Source organism: Psychrobacillus sp. Z16_25, assembly GCF_056856695.1.
In genome coordinates this window covers 218,140-236,484 of record NZ_JBXEOV010000004.1, presented here as the reverse complement: position 1 = coordinate 236,484, position 18,345 = coordinate 218,140, and the positions used below count along the sequence as shown (strand labels likewise).

The window sequence follows — 18,345 nt, the reverse complement described above, 5'->3', positions numbered from 1 at the left end:
AAATTAGAAAAGTAACCAGTTATTCTTGGTAATCCCCTATTTTAAAGTAATTAATTTGTTGCATTAACATTTAATAAACTTCTACTGCCTATCGGCTCTTCTAAGCTCATGACCTGTTCCATCATTATTCCTGCTTTTCCTCATGGTAAGTATTTGGATTTTTCCTATTTTTTAGTTTTTAGGGAGGTTTTTTAAAATTTTTATCGAATGTAGTAACTATGCAAACGTTTTCATTTTTTTGAAAGAGAGGTAAATAGAATGAAGCTAACGAATTTTATTAATGGGAAATGGCAGGATGAAAGTAATGCCGGCTATACTGCCGTACTTAATCCTGCGAATGGGGAACAGCTTGCAGAGGTAAGGTTGTCCACGAGAGAAGATGTTAATCTAGCAGTTGAGGCGGCGGTTAAAGCTCAAAAGCATTGGGCATTGGTACCGGCACCTAAGCGTGCAGATTATTTATATGAGATAGGTCGAATTATGAAAGAGAGAAAAGAGCATCTGGCTCAGGTGCTTACTAAGGAAATGGGGAAGGTAATAGAGGAAGGCCGTGGGGAAGTCCAAGAAGGGATAGATATGGCGTTCTATATGGCGGGTGAAGGAAGAAGGTTGTTTGGAGAAACAACACCCTCAGAGCTAGCAGATAAGTTTGCTATGAGCGTGCGAGCACCTATTGGAGTAGTTGGTTTAATCACTCCTTGGAACTTCCCAGTAGCAATCGCTACGTGGAAATCCTTCCCTGCCATTGTTGCGGGAAATGCCTTCATTTGGAAGCCAGCGACCGAAACACCAATGATGGCTTATGAAATGGCGAAAATTTTCGAAGAAGTAGGATTGCCTCCTGGAGTTGCGAATGTGGTATTTGGCTCTGGTTCCGAGGTAGGTACCTCTTTAATTGAGCATCCAGACGTCAAGGTTATCTCGTTCACTGGCTCAACCGATACGGGAAGCAAGGTTGCTGAGCTTGGTGGTAAGCATTTAAAGAAGGTTTCCTTAGAGATGGGCGGAAAAAATGCTGTAATTGTGATGGACGATGCGGATTTAAACCTTGCGGTAGAAGGCATTCTTTGGAGTGCATTTGGGACAGCAGGGCAGAGATGTACGGCATGCAGTAGAGTCATCGTGCATAAGGATATTAAGAAGGACCTGGAAAATATGCTCCTTGAGCAAATGGAGAAACTAACCATTGGTGATGGTCTAGACGAATCCGTTAAAGTCGGACCTGTTATCAACAAAGCTGCACTTGAAAAAATCCATGGCTATGTGAAAATTGGTCAGGACGAAGGAGCTAAGCTTTTAACTGGAGGGAAAATGCTGGACGAAGGTGATCTAAGTAAAGGCAACTACTATGCTCCTACCTTGTTTACAGACGTAAAACCGACAATGAGAATTGCGCAGGAAGAGATATTTGGACCGGTTGTTTCCATCATAGAGGTAAGTTCACTTGAAGAAGCAATTGAAGTAAATAATGGGGTGAAGTTCGGTCTCTCTAGCTCTATCTTTAGTCGTGATGTTAATAAAATTTTTAAAGCACAAAGAGATTTGGATACAGGAATTGTCTATGTGAACGCAGGAACAACAGGCGCAGAAATTCATCTTCCTTTTGGTGGAACAAAGGGGACTGGAAACGGACATAGAGATTCCGGTGTAGCAGCGTTAGATGTTTACACGGAGTGGAAGAGTATCTACGTTGACTTTAGTGGTAAGCTGCAGCGTGCGCAAATAGATACCGAGTAAAAAGGGGATGAGAGAATGAAGGTAGCGGTGTTAGGTGCTGGATTAATGGGGAAAGAGGCTGCTCGTGATCTAATCATGAGTCCAAATGTGGAAAAAGTATTTTTATGTGATTTAGATGTAGGCCAGGCAAATTTATTTAAGGAAAAAATGCAAAATGCCAAAATTGAAGTATTACGACTAGATGCGAATGATGAGGACAACCTTTTGGAAGTTATGAAGCAAGCAGACGTGGTAATCAATGCTTTATTCTATACCTTTAACGAAAAGGTAGCTAAGCTGGCAATTGAAGCTGGTGTTCATTCGGTTGATCTTGGAGGGCATATTGGAGGAGCAACGGATGTTGTTCTTTCTTTACATGAAAAGGCTATAGAAAAAGGGGTCACACTTGTTCCGGATCTAGGGGTGGCTCCAGGAATGATCAATATCCTATCAGGCTACGGAGCTAGTAAATTAGATGAGGTAACAGATATTCATTTATATGTTGGCGGGATTCCGGTAGAACCTGAAGGCCTCTTCAATTACAATATCGTATTTTCGTTAGAAGGAGTATTTGATCACTATACAGACCCTTCGCATGTTATCAGAGATGGAAAGTTGCAAGAGATAGAGTCTTTGACAGAAATTGAGCCTATATACTTTGAGGAATATGGTGAGCTGGAGGCTTTTCATACTGCAGGGGGCACATCTACCTTACCTAAATCTTTCCCTGATGTAAAAACGATGGAATACAAGACGATTCGTTATAAAGGGCATGCAGAAAAATTTAAACTATTAGTAGACTTAGGTTTAACGAATAAAGAGACAATGGTGAATGTTGGTGGAAATCAAGTAAGCGCTCGAGAAGTGCTAAAAGAGGTGCTAACACCTATGCTTATCCTTGGTGACAAAGAGGATGCAGTGCTATTAAGGGTCATTGTAAAGGGAGTGAAGGATGGGGAAGATACAGTTTACTCCTATGAAATGGCCACTAAAAAGGATCCATTATCTGGTGAAACAGCAATGGCGAGAGCAACGGCAAACACTATCTCTGTTGTTGCTCAAATGATTGGGAACGGCGTCATTGCAAAGCACGGAGTATATGCACCGGAATTAATTGTCCCTGGCGACCTTTATATTAAAGAGATGGCTGCAAGAGGTGTAGAAATAAAAGAAACTGTTGCTAGAGGGGAAATAGTGGGACTTTGAATCTACGCTGATATGGAAGAAAAAATGAAGGGGGTGTCCCATAAGTAAAAAACTTATGGGACACCCCCTTCCTTCTTTGACAGATATCTGCTTGTACCATTGCTCCTGTGGTGGTCGCATCAAAATGCCACCATCCTCGTCGCAAAGGGACCGTCTCAAAATGATTTTTCAGACGGCCCCTTTTTTGAGGGGAATAATATTTAATTAGAAAAAGAATAAACCTAGGCTGATAATTAAGCCACTTAAAAGCAGTACAAAAACACAATAGCCCATGATGTCCTTTGCCTTTAGACCAGCTATTGCTAGTGCTGGCAACGCCCAGAATGGTTGAATCATATTGGTCCAAGCATCACCCCAAGCTATAGCCATAGCAGTCTTTGCGTAGTCTAAATTTAACGTAGTTGCAGCCTCTAGCATAATTGGAGCTTGCACGGTCCATTGTCCCCCGCCAGAAGGGATGAAAAAGTTTACAATTCCCGCTGCATAAAAGGTAAAGAGGTAAAACGTATGCTCATTCGAGATGCCTACAAAAGCATCAGAAACTACTTTTGCAAGTCCGGAAAATTGCATCATACCCATAATTCCTGCATAAAAAGGGAACTGAACAACAATGTCCCCTACAGTTTTGGCAGCATTTTTCACTGCATTTAAGAAACTTCTTGGTGTTCCGTGGAATAAAATCCCTAAAGTAATAAAAATTAAGTTTACAATATTTAAATTCAAATCAAATCCTTTTGTAAGGAAGTGATTAATTAAGTATACCAATCCCAATAGAGCAACTAGTATAGTAAGCACATAGCTGTTTTCGAGTCTTTGCGCAGGGGTTGGTTTTTCATTTGTTTTTTCCTCAACAACTTCTTCTTCCAATAGAGAAGGGTCTATCGCAAATGTATCTTCCTTGCTAGGCATCATCCATCTGTTTAATAATGGGACAGATATAAATAGAGCAATTACGATAACTAAGTTATATGTAGAAAATAAGGTTTCCGTAGTCGGAATAACCCCCATTATACCTGAAAATGGATGTCCCTCTGTTGCAATCGATAACGGAATAGAGCCTGCTAAACCACCATGCCAGATAATAAAGCCTGAATAGGCACTTGCAATAAGTAAGCGATAATCAACATTTTTAACCTTTGAAGCAATTTCCTTCGCAAATAACGCTCCTAACACCAAACCAAATCCCCAGTTGATCCAGCATCCTATTAAGGAAACAACAGAAACTAATAGAATTGCAGAGCCAGGAGATTTGGCTGTACTAGCCATGGAACTTAGGAACTTTTTGAACACGGGGCTGTTCGCCAATACATGTCCGGCTAGTAGAACAACAACCATTTGCATAGTGAAAGATAGCAATCCCCAAAAGCCATCTCCCCAGTAAGTTACCATTTGAAGCGGTTTCGTATCCGTTAAAAATATTCCAAGTATAAAGACAAGTAATGTCAATAGCGCTACAAAGATATACGGATCCGGTAACAATTTCTCCATCACTTTATTTGAAAAACGAGTAAGAAACTTCATTTTTCGCCCCCCTTATATTGATATACATCCCCTCCTATTCTATGATAATAGAATATTAGAAAATTCTCTATGGAATGGAAGTATTTATTTAAAATGTTAACTGGGCATTGAAACCTATTTGCGAAGTTAGCTGTCTAATGTTATAACAAGAGAGTCAGAGAAAGGAAGAAGATTATGAAAAAATGGATTATATCTCTTATTGCGCTATGTCTCGTTGGCTCCATTGGGATGTTTTATGTGACCAAGCAAGATGTAGATGCGGAAGGGATTGTATTATCAAAAAAAGTATTTAGTGCTACGTTTTCTGAGCCTGTTAGTGAACAGGATCTCCAAAATGGAAATGTGTATTTACAAGATATTAATGGAAAAAATATAGATGCTAACTTTGTACTTTCGAAAGACGGCAAGTCTTTGGAAATAGCTGATTTAGAGGACGATAACTATGTCCTGTTTGTAAAGAAAAAATATGGTATGGGGAAGAGTAGATACACGTTTACTGTGACAAATGAAATTCCGACCATTAATACCACAGACGAGTTAACAGCATACTTTGAAAAAGTAAGAAAAGCGAACGCTGAAAAAAATAGCCCTATGAAGGAAACGGAAGAGGGAACAGAATCTAGTGATGTTGGATTAGACTACTCTACAATTAATAATCTAGTAGAGGGTGTAGAAGCAGCGGATGTTGCGAAAACAGATGGTAAGCATATATACACATTAACTCAAGGGAAAGTGTCTATTGTAAACATTGAAAACCCTAACGACATGCAAAAGATTTCTAGCATCAGCTTTGATCAGGACTTCTATCCAAGTCAGCTTCTTTTAAGCGAAGATGTATTAATGGTCATTGGACAGAAAACATATTATCAAACTGTCCTTGTAGAAGATGAGAATGAGGAAGAAAAAGATGCGCCAGAGGAAGAAGAGCCTGAAACAATAGAAGTACCTTTAAAGCCAATGACGGCAGTTTACTTCTATGATATCTCTAATCCAAAATATCCTAGTCATAAAAGGGAAATGGCATCGGAAGGTAATTTAAACGAAGTTCGATTGAAAGATAAGACGCTCTATTTAGTAACTAATTCTACTCCTAGCTATTGGGATATGGAGGAAAAAGAAGATGTAGAGCTTCGTCCATATGTTTTTGATTCTAAAAGAGGAAAGAAAGCGAAGATTCTTGGATATGGCAGTATTGCAATCTTACCTAATTCTTTAGAAGGCAACTATACGATAATTTCTGGTTTAAATATAGAAGAGTTAGAAGAGAATAAAGTGAATATAAAAAGCTTCCTAGGCAGTAGCAATCAGCTCTATATGTCGAAAGAAAACCTTTATCTAACCACTCATCTAAACAAGTTTGAGAAGAGTAATGCTGGATTACTAGCTAGCACTCCGGAGGGTGTAGAAACAGAGGTTTATAAATTTGCACTAGATAAGGACTCAGTAGAGTTTAAAGGTTCTCACCGTTTGGAAGGTACTGTTTTGAATGAGTACGCTATGGATGAATATAATGGCTATTTCCGGACAGTGACTAGCAAAGGTGTTGAATTAGGGAATGAGGAGTCTTCAGCAGACAGCCTAGCAGAACAAGCCCCTGGAGAACATTTAGAGAATCGATTATACGTTCTTGATAAGGACATGAAGCCGATAAGCTCTTTAACAGGATTGGCAAATGGGAAGAAAATCAACTCTGCTAGATTTATGGGAGATAGAGCATATATGGTGACCTCTAAAGAAACGGATCCCCTATATGCTGTTGACTTGGCAAATCCAAATTCCATTCAAATGCTTGGGGAGCTTAACATCCCAGGTTTTAATAATTATCTTCATTCATTAGACAAGGATCATGTAATCGGATTTGGATATGAGACAAACGTGAGCTCTAAAGAAGGGGCAGAACAAACTATTCAGCTGGGAGAAATGAAAGTTTCGTTATATGATATTACAGACTTCACGAATCCAGTGGAAGTTGATTCAGTTATAATTGGTGGTCGAGGCACGTATTCGGCAGTTCACCATGATTACCAAGCACTTTTCCTAGATGAGGAAAAGCAACTATATGGTTTCCCTGTATCTATTTACAGCCAGACTCAGGGGAAAAACTATCACGATTTTCAACAAGAGGGTGCTATTCTGTTTGAAATAACTCCACAAAATGGTATTTCCCTAAAAACAGAGCTATGGAACCAGTGGAAAGATTCGCAGAAACAGCCAAATTGGGATATGATGATTCAACGAGTATTGACTGTCGGGGATACTATTTTTACGGTTGGAGCAAATAAGATAAATAGCTACCGATACAATGATTTTGAAAAGATAAGTGACGTAACTTACTAAATATCTGTACTGCAATCTCCGGAAGTTAAGATTGGCTTAACAGGGGAGATTGCAGTTTTTTATTACAAGGATTTTGACTCTTTTAATTTCTCCGTTTTTAGGGATGTAAATGGTATAGTTAGATAAAACTATTGGTAATTAAGTGTGTGGCAAAGAGGAGGCAAGTACCTTGAATAAGGACTTTGATTTGACGGTTGAGTGCTGTTTGCTAGCAGGAAAGCTAATGATGGAAAGTGGCGCGGAGACCTATCGAGCTGAGGATACAATGGATCGGATGGCTCTTTCGCAAAATCTAACTGAATCTCATAGCTTTGTTACTCCAACAGGAATAATTTTTAGTGGAGATAACGAGGTGCCGTCTAGACTTGTGAGAGTTAATTCAAGGACAACAGATTTAGAAAAAATAGCCCTTGTAAATGCAGTATCTCGAAAACTTTCCTCCAAGGAGATAGATATCCAGGTAGCATATAAGGAATTAAAAAAAATAGAGCTAGAACATAAGATGTACCCATTTTGGATTCAAATAATTGGTGCATCCGTTGCTTCAGGTGCCTTTCTATGGCTTTTCGGTACAGATTTAATAGACGTGCCACATGCTATGGTAGCTGGAGGTGTGGGATATGCGGTCTCCACTTTATTGGAAGAAAAAACAAGAGTAAAGTTTTTTGCGGAATTTTTTGCAGCACTGGTGATAAGCGTAATAGCAATTTTATCTGTTACCTATGGGTATGGAAAGCAAATCGACCATATAATTATTGGCTCTGTAATGCCGCTTGTTCCGGGCCTACTTATCACGAATGCAGTTCGTGATTTAATGGCAGGTCATTTCGTTTCTGGACTCTCCAAAGGGGCAGAAGCATTTCTAACGGCGTTTGCAATAGGAGCGGGAGTAGCACTCATATTATCGATCTAGGGAGGAATGACAATGTCGTATCTTGGAGAAGCCATTCTTAGTTTTATAGCAGCAACGGCATTTGGGATAGTATTTAACGCTCCCAAAAAGTCTCTTCCATATTGTGGACTAGTAGGGATGACAGGTTGGCTTGTAAAAGAATATGTCTTAGAATTCTCCGGAGACCAAATCATTGCATCTTTTTCTGGAGCATTCACCATCGCATTTGTTGCACATATAATGGCAAGGAAATTTAAAATGCCAATGATTATATTTAGTGTTGCTGGTATTATTCCGCTTGTACCAGGAGGCTCGGCTTATAATGCAATGAGAAATGTAGTGGAGAAGGATTATGGTGTAGCTGTAGAATTTGCGGCAATTGCTTTGATGGTTTCTGGATCCATAGCGATGGGGTTAGTTTTTGCAGAAATTTTAACGCAGATTTGGAAAGAAATGTTGATGCGAATTAAAAAAACGTGAGTAGGGAGGGTACCCTAGCTCACGTTTTTTTGATCCTCTATTAATAATTTTTCTATATCTTCTACAGAGGCTGGCTGACTAATGTAATATCCTTGTACTGCATCGCACCCCATACTTTTTAGCAAATTGTACTGCTCACTAGTTTCAACGCCTTCAGCTACTACCAGTACGTCTAAAGATTGACCGAACTGAATGATGCCTTGTACGAGCTTTTGCAGCTTTTCTTTTTGTATCAGTGAGGAGACAAACGTTCTATCTATTTTTAGTTTTCCTATAGGCAATAGCTGCAAGTATCTTAAGGAAGCATAACCAGTTCCAAAATCATCTAATGTAAAACCAACACCTTCTTGCTGTAAAGCCTGCATTTGTTTAATAATTGCTTTCTCTGCCTCAGCCTCTAAAGCGAACTTTTCAGTAAATTCTATCTGAATCCATTCAGCCTCACATTGATGTTTTTGCAAAGCAGTGTGTATTGTTTTTACCATATCTTTATCCCTAAATTCACGAATGGAAGAGTTAAAGCTTACCTTGACATCAAGCCCCTTTTTCTGCCAAACAGCTGCCTGTTCACAAGACTTCTCAAGGATAAATGTTCCGATTTCATTGATAAGGCCAGTTTCCTCTGCAATTGGAATAAGCTCGTCTGGACTGACAACACCAAGCACTTCATCCTCCCAGCGTACTAAAGCCTCTACAGTAGTAATTTTTCCATTCTGTAGATTTCGCTGAGGCAAGTACATTACTTGGAAGTTATTGTGGTTTAGGGCCTCTAACAAACGCTTTTCAATTTGGGATTTCCTAGAGAGCTTATGATGATCAGTTTGAGATAGGGTTGCTATCACGCCACCACCCTCTAATTTTACCTTTTGTAGCGTAGTATTATTTGCTTTCATTAGATGTAAATAGCTCTGTTGGTCCTCTGGGAATCTTGTGATTGCCCCGCTAACCGTTATAGGGATAAGCTTTCCTTCTATATAGATAGGGTTCTGTTTTAAGAAATGAACAAATCCTTCGATATACCAGTCACTAAGAGGACTGATAATAGCAAAATGATCTCGTCCTGTTCTGGCAATATGTGAATCCTCAAAATAAATTTTTAATCTTTTGGTGAACTCTACTAGAAGCTCTGCCTCAGGCTTATCTTCTAAAATTTCTCTTAAAGTATAAAAGTGATTTAGACTTAAGGTAACAAAGGAAAAGTGCTTATTATCTTGAATATACTCATTCACAACGCCTTCTAACCGGTGGCGAGTCATAAGTCCTGTCTCTGCGTCAATATATGCAATCTCTTCTAAGCGAGATTGTAGAAGCTTTTGCTCCGTGACTTCCTCTTCCAATAATAGATAGTAGAGTGTATTATTTTCAACATCTGTAATAGGCATAGCTATGAGGTTAACCCAATAAGTTGTTCCAGCCTTATTCATTTTCTCGATAGTACCATGGAAGTTGTTTCCTCTTTGTAGTTTATCCATGATGCTATCAGCCAAAGTTAAATGCTCATTTGTGTTAGGGAATAATTGCCAAAATGATTTACCTATAATGCGTTTAGGAGTCCAACCGCTTTGCTTTAAAAATAAATCATTTGCATGCATGATTAATCCCTCTTTGTCCATGTAAAGGACCATAAAGGATTCGGAAAGTCCTTTCTTTAACAACTGAAGTTCAAAAAAAGCAGAGCTTTCCACACTAATTGCTGAATGAAGGTCAAACTGGAACAACACAAGGTTTTCCTCATTAATCGTTATGGCTTTTACTATTAAGGAGGTCTTCGTTATTTCATTATCCTTAGAATGCATTATTACTGGATTTAAACTTATAGGATCTTTTTTACTAAACAGTGTTTTCCATTTTGCTGCTAAATGTCCATGTGTGTGCTCGGTAAAGAATGGAATCTTTGAGCCTACTAATTCTTCTGTAGTATATCCGAACTGTTTTTCTGCTTCTTTGCTCCACCAAATGATATGACCTTCGCTATCTGTCAAAAATGTTGGAAATGGTATATTATTCAACACAGCTTCACTTATATCTATCGTGTTTTCTTGAAGATACATCTTCACGCCCCCAATAAATTATCTATCTTGATTATATAGAATCTAGAGAAATTAGTCATTAGTCTAGAACAATATATTCATATTATTTTTAATGTTAGGGCTAAATGCTTATATAAAATTTATTAGAAAAGGAAGGATGAACGTTGGAAAGAGGAAAAGGGATCTTTTTAATTGTCATCGGGTCCATACTTTGGGGATTGTCTGGCCCAATGATGGAGTGGGTTTTGAAGAATACGGAGATGTCTATCTCTTTTTTTCTAACAATACGATTACTGGCAGCTGGAATGGGGCTTTTGACTTTCTTGCGGTTAAAAGGGGTTAAGATTATGACTATATGGACAGATCTTGGCTGGGTAAAGCAACTCCTCTTTTTTAGTGTGTTAGGAATGCTAGGTGTGCAATACACTTTTATAGCGGCTATAGAAGCAAGTAATGCGTCCATTGCTACATTGCTGCAATTCTTGGGACCTATTTATATCATTCTTTTTGTTTCCTGGAAAGCGAAGGTCTTTCCACCTAAGTACCAAGTGATAGGAATCATAGGAACCTTAGCAGGTTTGTTTTTACTATTAACTAATGCAAACCCTGCGCAATTATTGGTTAGTAAAGAAGCGGTTCTTTGGGGTATTGCTTTGGGAATTACTTTTGCCTTCTATACTGTTTATCCAAGTCAACTAATGGGCAAGTGGGGAGTACTATTGATAGTTGGTTGGGGAATGCTGGTCGGAGGCATGGTCTTAGCGTTAACGGGAACTATTTGGAGTGCGGAAGAGTGGAGCTATCTAGTAAGCTATCCGGTTAGCTTGGTTATTCCCGCTATTATTCTTATTGGGACAGTAGCTTTTATTATGTTCCTCTCGAGCATGAAGTACATAACTGCGGTAGAGACAAGTATCTTGTCTAGTATAGAGCCTCTGACAGCTATGATTGTCTCCGTGTTATTGTTTCATCAGGTGCTGGGGTTATGGCAATATACTGGCGTTTTCGTTATGTTGGTATTTGTCACTTGGCTTTCAATAGGAGGAGAACTAAAAAGGAAAACCAACAAACGGAGAAGGGGAAAAAGCAGTTAGCAACATTTTCTTACGGTTGACTCCTATGAAGATTTTGAAAACTCACAGAAAATAATTAGATTATTATATTTTTTCTATTTATTAGAAACTGGATATGGCATAATAGAGTTTACGAGAATTAATTCGAGATGCGAAGAATCTAGGAGTGTTTGTTGTGAGAACCATTTTTTCTTATTTAAAGCCATATAAATGGCTAGTAATTGTAGCTCTATTTTTAATGCTCATTGAGCTTTCGGTAGAGCTTATTCAGCCCTTATTAATATCCATCATTATTGATGAGGGAATCATTGCACAGGACAGAGGAACCATTATTTACTGGGGAGCTATCATGCTAGGCTTATCTTTTCTAGCATTTCTTGCAGGAATTGTGAATACCTTCTTAGCTTCACATGCAGTGCAAAGCTATGGGTATGATATCAGGCAGGCATTATTTAAACAGGTGCAAACCTTTACGATGACTGTTTTTTTGAGGTTCCCGACATCTAGCTTGATCACTAGACTGACGAATGACGTGACGATTACGCAAAACTTAATATTTATGGGACTCCGAATCATGTTGAGAGCTCCATTATTAGTAGTAGGAAGTATTGCAATGGCATTCCTTGTGAACGCAAAGCTTGCCCTTTACTTGGTGCTGGGCGCTCCATTCTTAGTTATATTCCTTTATATAATGAGTAGAAAGGGATTAAAGTTATTTGGAAGAGTTCAAACGAGTGTAGATAGAGTGACACGTAAGGTACAAGAAAGTTTACAGGCCATTCGACTAATCAAAGCATATCTACGAGGTGGCTTTGAAAGTACGAGGTTTGCAAGTGTAGCAAATAACTTAAAGGTTGATAATGTGACTGCTTTTAGAATTATGGAGCTTATCCTACCAGTCCTTTTATTCGTCATGAATATCAGCTTGCTGGCTGTTCTTTGGTTTGGTGCAAAGGAAATCCAAACGGACGGAGCACAAATTGGAGAGCTTGTGGCGATTGTTAACTATGCGATGAGAATGACGGGCGCTTTCTCTATGTTTTCGTTTATTATCATCTTCTTCTCTAGAGCAAAGGCCTCTTCAGAGAGGATAGAAGAAGTGCTGCTAATAAAAGAGGGAATAGAGGACATCGAGATAACGGAGAAAAAATCTGCTCGTGGAACTGGAGAACTAGAGTTTCAACATGTTTCATTTACATATCCAACAACCGATACGCCTGTTTTAAAGGATGTTACCTTTAAGGTGGAATCTGGATCGAAGTTAGCTATTATGGGAGCCACAGGTTCTGGAAAATCAACACTGTTTAGCTTGATCCCACGCTTTTTTGAAGCAACAGAGGGGAAAATCCTAGTTAATGGAGTAGATATAAAAGCTTGGCCGCTAAAAGAGCTAAGAGAAGTGATTGGCTTGGTACCGCAGCAATCTATCTTATTCACTGGAAGTATCGAAGAGAATTTAGGGTGGGGAGACGCTACAGCTGAAAGTGAGCTTCTACAAGAGGCGGCAAAGCAGGCTCAAATCCATCAGTCTATTGAACAATTCCCAGATCAGTATCAAACAAGAGTGGGTCAAAAAGGAGTAAATCTATCAGGGGGGCAAAAGCAACGACTTTCCATTGCTAGAGCTTTAGTTAGGAAGCCAGAGATATTGCTTTTAGACGATAGCACAAGTGCTTTAGATGTTTCGACAGAAAATGCTCTTTGGAAGGCTTTGGAGAAGGAGCAAGCTACTATGCTCGTCATCACGCAAAAAATCCGAACTGCAAAAGGAGCAGACCATATTCTATTACTAGAAGATGGCAGGGTTTCTGCTTATGGAACTCATGAACAGCTCATGGAAGGTTCTTCTCTTTATAGAGAGATAGCGGAATCACAGCAAGAGGGGGGCGAACATCATGAGCTTTAAGCCTTTCGGATATGAGCCAATATTAACAAAAGAAGATTTAAAGAAGAATAATAAAAAGAAGGTTGAGAAGGCATCAGACTGGAAGAAGGTATTGCTTAATATTTGGAGGCTTATTGATGAGCAAAGATTTTTGCTCATAATCGTTTTCTTGCTTGTCATTGTGAGCTCAGGCTTATCCTTACTGGGACCGTATTTAGTCGGCGTCATTATTGATACCCATATTACAGATAGAATGTTTGAAGGGCTGGGAAGTTTGATTGGCTGGTTAGTCCTGGTTTATGTATTCCTATCTGTAGCTATGTACTTACAAAGCTACTGGATGGTCGGTATAGCACAGCAAACAGTCTATCGATTAAGAACATCCTTTTTTGAACATCTTCAGAAGCTTCCGGTCTCCTTCTTTGATAAGCGACAGCATGGAGAGCTGATGAGTAGAATGACAAATGACATAGAAAACGTCAGCCAGACATTAAACTCTTCCGTCATCCAAGTATTCTCTAGTTTATTGACACTTGTTGGCACTACAGTGGTAATGCTGTATTTAAGTCCTTTATTAACAGTGATCACGCTCATTATTGTACCTTTCATGTTTTTTGCAATGAAGTGGATTACGAAGAGAACTTCCAAGCTTTACAAGGAACAGCAAAAGGCGGTCGGTGAGCTGAACGGAATGATTGAAGAAACGATTTCTGGTCAACGAATTGTCAAAGCCTTCTCACAGGAAGAGCGAATGCTAGAGGAGTTCTCAGAGAAAAATGAGCATCTACGAAAGACAGGCTATTGGGCGCTCTTATATTCTGGATCTATCCCTAAGGTGATGAACCTCTTAAACAATGTCAGCTTTACGCTAGTGGCAGCTGCGGGAGGGGTGTTGGCGTTCTACGGGCATATTTCTATAGGTGTTATTGTTATATTTACGGAGTATTCGAGGCAGTTCACTAGACCTTTAAACGACTTAGCCAACCAGTTTAATACAGTGCTTTCAGCGATAGCCGGAGCGGAACGGGTCTTCTCCATTATGGATGAAAAAGAAGAAGTTGATGAGGCAAAGCGTAACAAGGAATACAAACTGAAAGGGAATGTGACATTTGAGAATGTAACCTTCCGCTATAACGTAAGTGACGAAAAGCCCACTATCCATCAAGTATCCTTCCATGTAGAAGCTGGTAAAACAGCTGCATTGGTAGGAGCAACGGGAGCAGGGAAAACTACTATTATGCAGCTACTTGCACGCTTCTATGAAGCCGATGAAGGAAGAATCCTGATAGATGGAATACCAATTAGTGAGCTTCCGAGACAGACGCTTCGTAGTCAAACTGCCTTTGTATTACAAGACCCTTTCTTGTTCGAAATGTCCGTGAAAGAAAATATTAGATACGGAAAGCTAAACGCTACAGATGAGGAAATTATAAACGCCGCTAAGGGAGCGAATGCTCATGATTTTATTATGAAGCTGCCAAAAGGATATGAAACCGTGCTTTCAGCAGACGGTGGAGAGATAAGCCAAGGGCAAAAGCAATTGCTATCCATTGCTCGTGCATTAGTAGCAGACCCTGCTATTCTTCTTTTAGATGAAGCTACCTCTAGTATAGACACAGTTACGGAGCTTAAAATTCAAGAAGCGCTTGAGAGACTAATGGAGGGTAGAACAAGCTTTGTTATTGCTCACCGATTGAATACCATTAGAAAAGCCGACTTAATATTTGTCATGGAAAGTGGGAAGCTGATAGAATCAGGTTCACAAGAGGAATTGTTAAAAGCAAAAGGGAAGTACTATAGCATGCTGACCAATTCCAAATTATAAGGAGGTCTGTATGGATATATCGATTATGACGGTGTCGTTACCAATAGACACAGATACAATAGAGGAGATTCGTCAATTAATGGCTGATTCTTCGAGGGAAGATCAAATTGACTATGAGAACATATTGAGCGTGGGAGACTTGACAGACTACGCTTTAAAGGGTTTTTGTGTCTTAGCCTACGAAGATGAGGAAGACCGCCTTGCTGGTGTGATAACTGCATTAGATCGAATGGCTACGTTAGATTTTGAATGGAGCGGGCTCGTATCGCCTTCTTTTCGAAAGAGAGGGATTGGCAATAAACTGCTAGCTGAATTTCAAAAGAATTTAGCCCTTAGAGGGGCACTTGGTGATTTAGCATTGACGGATGAGCATTCCATTGTAGGGCAACAAATGCTGATTTCGAAAGGCTATTCTATGGAATTCACAGAGCTGACAATGGCAGCACAGGCAATCGAATCGCTCGAGAATGAATTAAAGGTCGTTCCTTATGTAGATGAAGAAGCTGTTCTCATAGACATGTTAACTGATGCCTTCGGTGATACAGAGGAAGAAGTGAAACAGCTTATTATGGTGAATACGCAAGCGGCGAACAGGCAGTTATTTCTTGCTAGATTGGATTCGGAAGTAGTAGGTACCTTAACGATGGTGGAAAGTGATGGGAAGCTTTGGATTACGGCTTTGGCGGTTCAGAGAGATAGTAGAGGCAAAGGAATTGCGACTTCGTTGTTAAATTGGGCGAAGAATAGAGCGTATCAACTAGGTAAGCCATCTGTCTATTTAGATGTGGAGACGGATAGGGAAGATGCGCTAAATGTGTATCGAAAGGCAGGCTTCGAGATGCTGGAGCATATCCTTTATTTTAGAAGAGTAAATTAAAGGAGCTGGAGATTGGAGTAATTTGAATGAAGAGCACTTATGATTCTATTCTAATATAAGAATCATGAGTGTTTTCTTATTTTTAGAACATCCGGTTCTTCGCTGCGTCGGACGCTTTCCGCGGGCCAACAGGATGTTGGCCAGGAAAACGTTGTCACACGAAGTGACGTCCTTAGTTTTCCATCCCCCAAGGTAAGCCAGCACCCAACGCTATCGCGCGTGGTTGTGCTGTCTTACCTACCACCCTGCTCCCACAGGAGTCGCCGACGCTGCTCCGAACCAATTAGTGTATCCTACTAAAAATAATTAAACTAACCTGCGGTGTTAGTTCAATAAGAAAAAATGCTTTACCCCTTCTCGAAGTAAAGCACCCGTTCGTGGAATAAGGTGTTTTTTCATACACTTCTAACCAGTTAAATCTTATTGGTCTTGCGACTTTCAAGAAAATATAAAGTTGCGTAAGATATTATTAAGATTACACCAGTAACGAATGCAATAAAAAAACCAAATATACCTAGAAAACCGACCCATCCGATCGTGAAGGTAAGGAAGAATAGTACATAACAAAAACCAACTATTATTATTGCAAAAGGTATGTTAAAAGGAAATAATCGTTTCCAACCCAAAGCTAAAAAAGTAGAAATTAAAAGTATAGCCACTGAAATAATTGTGTGTAAAAAGCCCCAATTGAATTCCGCACGAGACTGTTCAGTAGTGTCTGCATTTAAGTCATATAGAGTAATTGCTGCTGTGACAACACCCACCAATACAATGGTTGTGAAAATTACCCAGTTTATTGTTTTTAAATTATTATTATTTTTCATTTTACCCCCTAAAAAATTTATCTCTAACTTCATTTCTACATTCTTGTTTTAAACACCTTCTTCAAGTAACCTGCCCCGAAATAAGGGATTCAACAAAAAAGAGCGTTAATCCCTGGTTTGCTAATTGCATTTCCGAAACCATTGTTATTTGCTATTTTCTTCACTTGTTCCAAATCCGTTAAGAAATTACTCCTGCTTTTTATTTTTTGTAACAAATGCTAGTATATGGATAAGTGGCGTTTGTTAGAAATAGAAACAAACCTTTCTCAGGTAGAACGAAACGAAATGTTAGTTAGGAGGAAATTTTGATGAAAATATACGCACACCGTGGTTCATCTGGCACCCATCCAGAAAATACGATTGCTGCTTTTCAAGCTGCAGCTGAGCTCCCTGTACATGGCGTAGAATTTGATGTGCATATGACGAAGGATGGAGAATTGGTTGTTATTCATGATGAAAAGATTGACCGTACCTCTAATGGGAAAGGTTTTGTGAAGGATATGACTCTAGAGGAACTGGAGAAATTTGATTTTGGCGAATGGTTCTCTCCTAACTTTAAGGGCGAGAAAATACCAACCTTACGAGAAGTGTTAGATGTTTATAAACCGACGAATCATCATGTGAATATAGAGCTTAAATCTGATGTATTTCCTTATGAGGGCATGGAGCAAAAGGTACTAAGCTTGTTGGAGGAGATGGGGATGTCTGATCGAGTAGTCATCTCTTCCTTTAACCATGAAATGGTGCGAGAGGTGAAAAAGCTTGCTCCTCAAATAGAAACGGCTATCTTGTTTGTGGAGGTAATGATTGCTCCACATGAGTATGCGGATCTCATTTCAGCGGATTCACTACATGCGTTCTTCCCGACAGTATTAAGGCCGATGGGGAAGGAAGCAGTAGCAAGTGGAAAGAAAGTACGAGTTTACACGGTAAACGAGGAACAATATGTTGATTTATTAAAGAACGTTGGAATCGATGCAATCTTTACTGATTACCCGAAAAAGATTTACACATATCTGAATGAATAAGGAATGGCAATTGAGAAAAGGTATTTACAGACGCGAAGAGGTCTATAAATACCTTTTTTAATTGAAATAAGCTCCCATAATGAGCGTATTATAGTAATTACCGTCAGATAGAAGTTTATCCTTTTTTAAGATTCCTTCTGTTTCGAATCCATATTTTTTATACAGTTGTATGGCAGATTTGTTCGTTTCTAATACTTGGAGAGTTATCTTTTTTAGACCGTTTGACTTTGCCCAAGCTAGGCAGCTTTGTAAGAGGTTTTTCCCTATCCCGTACCCCCAATATGCTTGTAGAACTCCCACTCCAAACTCCACTTTATGGGCTAGCCTTTTTAAGGTAGAGCCTTCACATCGTGCATACCCTACAAGTTTGCCATTCATTTCCGCTACTAGCATTAGATTGTTGGGAGCATCCGTATCCGATTGAATCAAGTACAAGAAAGTGGCTTCGTCTAAAAATCCTTCCCCTTGTACTCTATCAAAGTTTTCTGTTTCTCCATCTAGCTGTAGTCGGAGAGCGGATAATTCCCTTGCGTCCTCTTCTTTTGCAGAACGGATTAAATATTCGTGATCCCCGGCTCTTACTAGCTTAGCTTTCATTTTCATCTAAATCTCTGCCTTTTTTAGTTAGTTTTCTATTTCTAAGTCTCATGT

General features: G+C 39.4%; 14 protein-coding genes. 10 read left to right on the top strand and 4 right to left on the bottom strand.

Going from position 1 to position 18,345, the window contains the following annotated elements:
• Positions 1-258: 258 nt before the first annotated feature.
• Both AC1VU3_RS06950 and AC1VU3_RS06945 read left to right on the top strand, forming a co-directional pair.
• Positions 259-1,737: an aldehyde dehydrogenase family protein gene (locus tag AC1VU3_RS06950; protein ID WP_480389733.1), complete on the top strand. Its 1,479-nt coding sequence runs from the start codon at positions 259-261 to the stop codon at positions 1,735-1,737.
• A gap of 15 nt (positions 1,738-1,752) precedes the next feature.
• Positions 1,753-2,922 (top strand): saccharopine dehydrogenase family protein, encoded by a 1,170-nt coding sequence (locus tag AC1VU3_RS06945; protein WP_482983165.1) that lies wholly within the window; start codon positions 1,753-1,755, stop codon positions 2,920-2,922.
• Between the two features lie 204 nt (positions 2,923-3,126).
• Here the strand turns inward: AC1VU3_RS06945 and AC1VU3_RS06940 are convergent, their stop codons facing one another.
• Positions 3,127-4,443, bottom strand: a complete 1,317-nt coding sequence (locus AC1VU3_RS06940) for a short-chain fatty acid transporter (protein WP_482983164.1) — start codon at positions 4,441-4,443, stop codon at positions 3,127-3,129.
• A gap of 174 nt (positions 4,444-4,617) precedes the next feature.
• On the opposite strand from AC1VU3_RS06940, the gene AC1VU3_RS06935 reads away from it, so the two are divergent.
• The 3 genes from AC1VU3_RS06935 (at position 4,618) to AC1VU3_RS06925 (ending at position 8,152) form a co-directional block, all read left to right on the top strand.
• A complete protein-coding gene (locus AC1VU3_RS06935) occupies positions 4,618-6,780 on the top strand; it encodes a beta-propeller domain-containing protein (RefSeq protein WP_482983163.1) in 2,163 nt (720 codons plus the stop codon).
• A gap of 169 nt (positions 6,781-6,949) precedes the next feature.
• The gene (locus AC1VU3_RS06930) at positions 6,950-7,693 is read left to right on the top strand and encodes a threonine/serine exporter family protein (RefSeq protein ID WP_480389729.1); all 744 of its coding nucleotides are present in this window, start codon (positions 6,950-6,952) and stop codon (positions 7,691-7,693) included.
• A gap of 12 nt (positions 7,694-7,705) precedes the next feature.
• On the top strand, positions 7,706-8,152 hold the full coding sequence (locus AC1VU3_RS06925) for a threonine/serine exporter family protein (protein ID WP_480389728.1): 447 nt from the start codon (positions 7,706-7,708) through the stop codon (positions 8,150-8,152).
• 14 nt (positions 8,153-8,166) lie between these two features.
• Here AC1VU3_RS06925 and AC1VU3_RS06920 read toward each other — a convergent pair whose 3' ends face one another.
• Positions 8,167-10,203, bottom strand: coding sequence for an EAL domain-containing protein (locus tag AC1VU3_RS06920; RefSeq protein WP_482983162.1), 2,037 nt, complete (start codon positions 10,201-10,203; stop codon positions 8,167-8,169).
• Positions 10,204-10,346: 143 nt separating this feature from the next.
• On the opposite strand from AC1VU3_RS06920, the gene AC1VU3_RS06915 reads away from it, so the two are divergent.
• From AC1VU3_RS06915 to AC1VU3_RS06900, 4 genes are all read left to right on the top strand, one after another.
• A complete protein-coding gene (locus AC1VU3_RS06915) occupies positions 10,347-11,276 on the top strand; it encodes a DMT family transporter (RefSeq protein WP_480389726.1) in 930 nt (309 codons plus the stop codon).
• Between the two features lie 154 nt (positions 11,277-11,430).
• The gene (locus tag AC1VU3_RS06910; protein WP_482983161.1) at positions 11,431-13,161 is read left to right on the top strand and encodes an ABC transporter ATP-binding protein; all 1,731 of its coding nucleotides are present in this window, start codon (positions 11,431-11,433) and stop codon (positions 13,159-13,161) included.
• Positions 13,151-14,965 (top strand): ABC transporter ATP-binding protein, encoded by a 1,815-nt coding sequence (locus tag AC1VU3_RS06905; protein WP_482983160.1) that lies wholly within the window; start codon positions 13,151-13,153, stop codon positions 14,963-14,965. The genes AC1VU3_RS06910 and AC1VU3_RS06905 overlap by 11 nt, the downstream gene beginning before the upstream one ends.
• A gap of 10 nt (positions 14,966-14,975) precedes the next feature.
• Positions 14,976-15,842, top strand: coding sequence for a GNAT family N-acetyltransferase (locus AC1VU3_RS06900; protein WP_482983159.1), 867 nt, complete (start codon positions 14,976-14,978; stop codon positions 15,840-15,842).
• 413 nt (positions 15,843-16,255) lie between these two features.
• On the opposite strand, the gene AC1VU3_RS06895 is transcribed toward AC1VU3_RS06900, so the two are convergent.
• On the bottom strand, positions 16,256-16,666 hold the full coding sequence (locus tag AC1VU3_RS06895; RefSeq protein ID WP_482983158.1) for an RND transporter: 411 nt from the start codon (positions 16,664-16,666) through the stop codon (positions 16,256-16,258).
• A 308-nt stretch (positions 16,667-16,974) separates the two neighbouring features.
• Here AC1VU3_RS06895 and AC1VU3_RS06890 point away from each other — a divergent pair, with 308 nt between their 5' ends.
• A complete protein-coding gene (locus AC1VU3_RS06890) occupies positions 16,975-17,694 on the top strand; it encodes a glycerophosphodiester phosphodiesterase (protein ID WP_480389721.1) in 720 nt (239 codons plus the stop codon).
• A 57-nt stretch (positions 17,695-17,751) separates the two neighbouring features.
• Here the strand turns inward: AC1VU3_RS06890 and AC1VU3_RS06885 are convergent, their stop codons facing one another.
• Complete coding sequence (locus AC1VU3_RS06885; RefSeq protein WP_482983157.1) at positions 17,752-18,297, bottom strand: GNAT family N-acetyltransferase; 546 nt, start codon at positions 18,295-18,297, stop codon at positions 17,752-17,754.
• Positions 18,298-18,345 lie beyond the last annotated feature (48 nt).

Bases quoted from the DNA above. Each gene is read 5' to 3' on its own strand.
- AC1VU3_RS06935 (WP_482983163.1), top strand. From the start codon at position 4,618: ATGAAAAAATGGATTATATCTCTTATTGCGCTATGTCTCGTTGGCTCC.
- AC1VU3_RS06950 (WP_480389733.1), top strand. From the start codon at position 259: ATGAAGCTAACGAATTTTATTAATGGGAAATGGCAGGATGAAAGTAAT.
- AC1VU3_RS06945 (WP_482983165.1), top strand. From the start codon at position 1,753: ATGAAGGTAGCGGTGTTAGGTGCTGGATTAATGGGGAAAGAGGCTGCT.
- AC1VU3_RS06885 (WP_482983157.1), bottom strand. From the start codon at position 18,297: ATGAAAATGAAAGCTAAGCTAGTAAGAGCCGGGGATCACGAATATTTA.
- AC1VU3_RS06895 (WP_482983158.1), bottom strand. From the start codon at position 16,666: ATGAAAAATAATAATAATTTAAAAACAATAAACTGGGTAATTTTCACA.
- AC1VU3_RS06940 (WP_482983164.1), bottom strand. From the start codon at position 4,443: ATGAAGTTTCTTACTCGTTTTTCAAATAAAGTGATGGAGAAATTGTTA.
- AC1VU3_RS06925 (WP_480389728.1), top strand. From the start codon at position 7,706: ATGTCGTATCTTGGAGAAGCCATTCTTAGTTTTATAGCAGCAACGGCA.
- AC1VU3_RS06900 (WP_482983159.1), top strand. From the start codon at position 14,976: ATGGATATATCGATTATGACGGTGTCGTTACCAATAGACACAGATACA.
- AC1VU3_RS06890 (WP_480389721.1), top strand. From the start codon at position 16,975: ATGAAAATATACGCACACCGTGGTTCATCTGGCACCCATCCAGAAAAT.
- AC1VU3_RS06905 (WP_482983160.1), top strand. From the start codon at position 13,151: ATGAGCTTTAAGCCTTTCGGATATGAGCCAATATTAACAAAAGAAGAT.
- AC1VU3_RS06920 (WP_482983162.1), bottom strand. From the start codon at position 10,203: ATGTATCTTCAAGAAAACACGATAGATATAAGTGAAGCTGTGTTGAAT.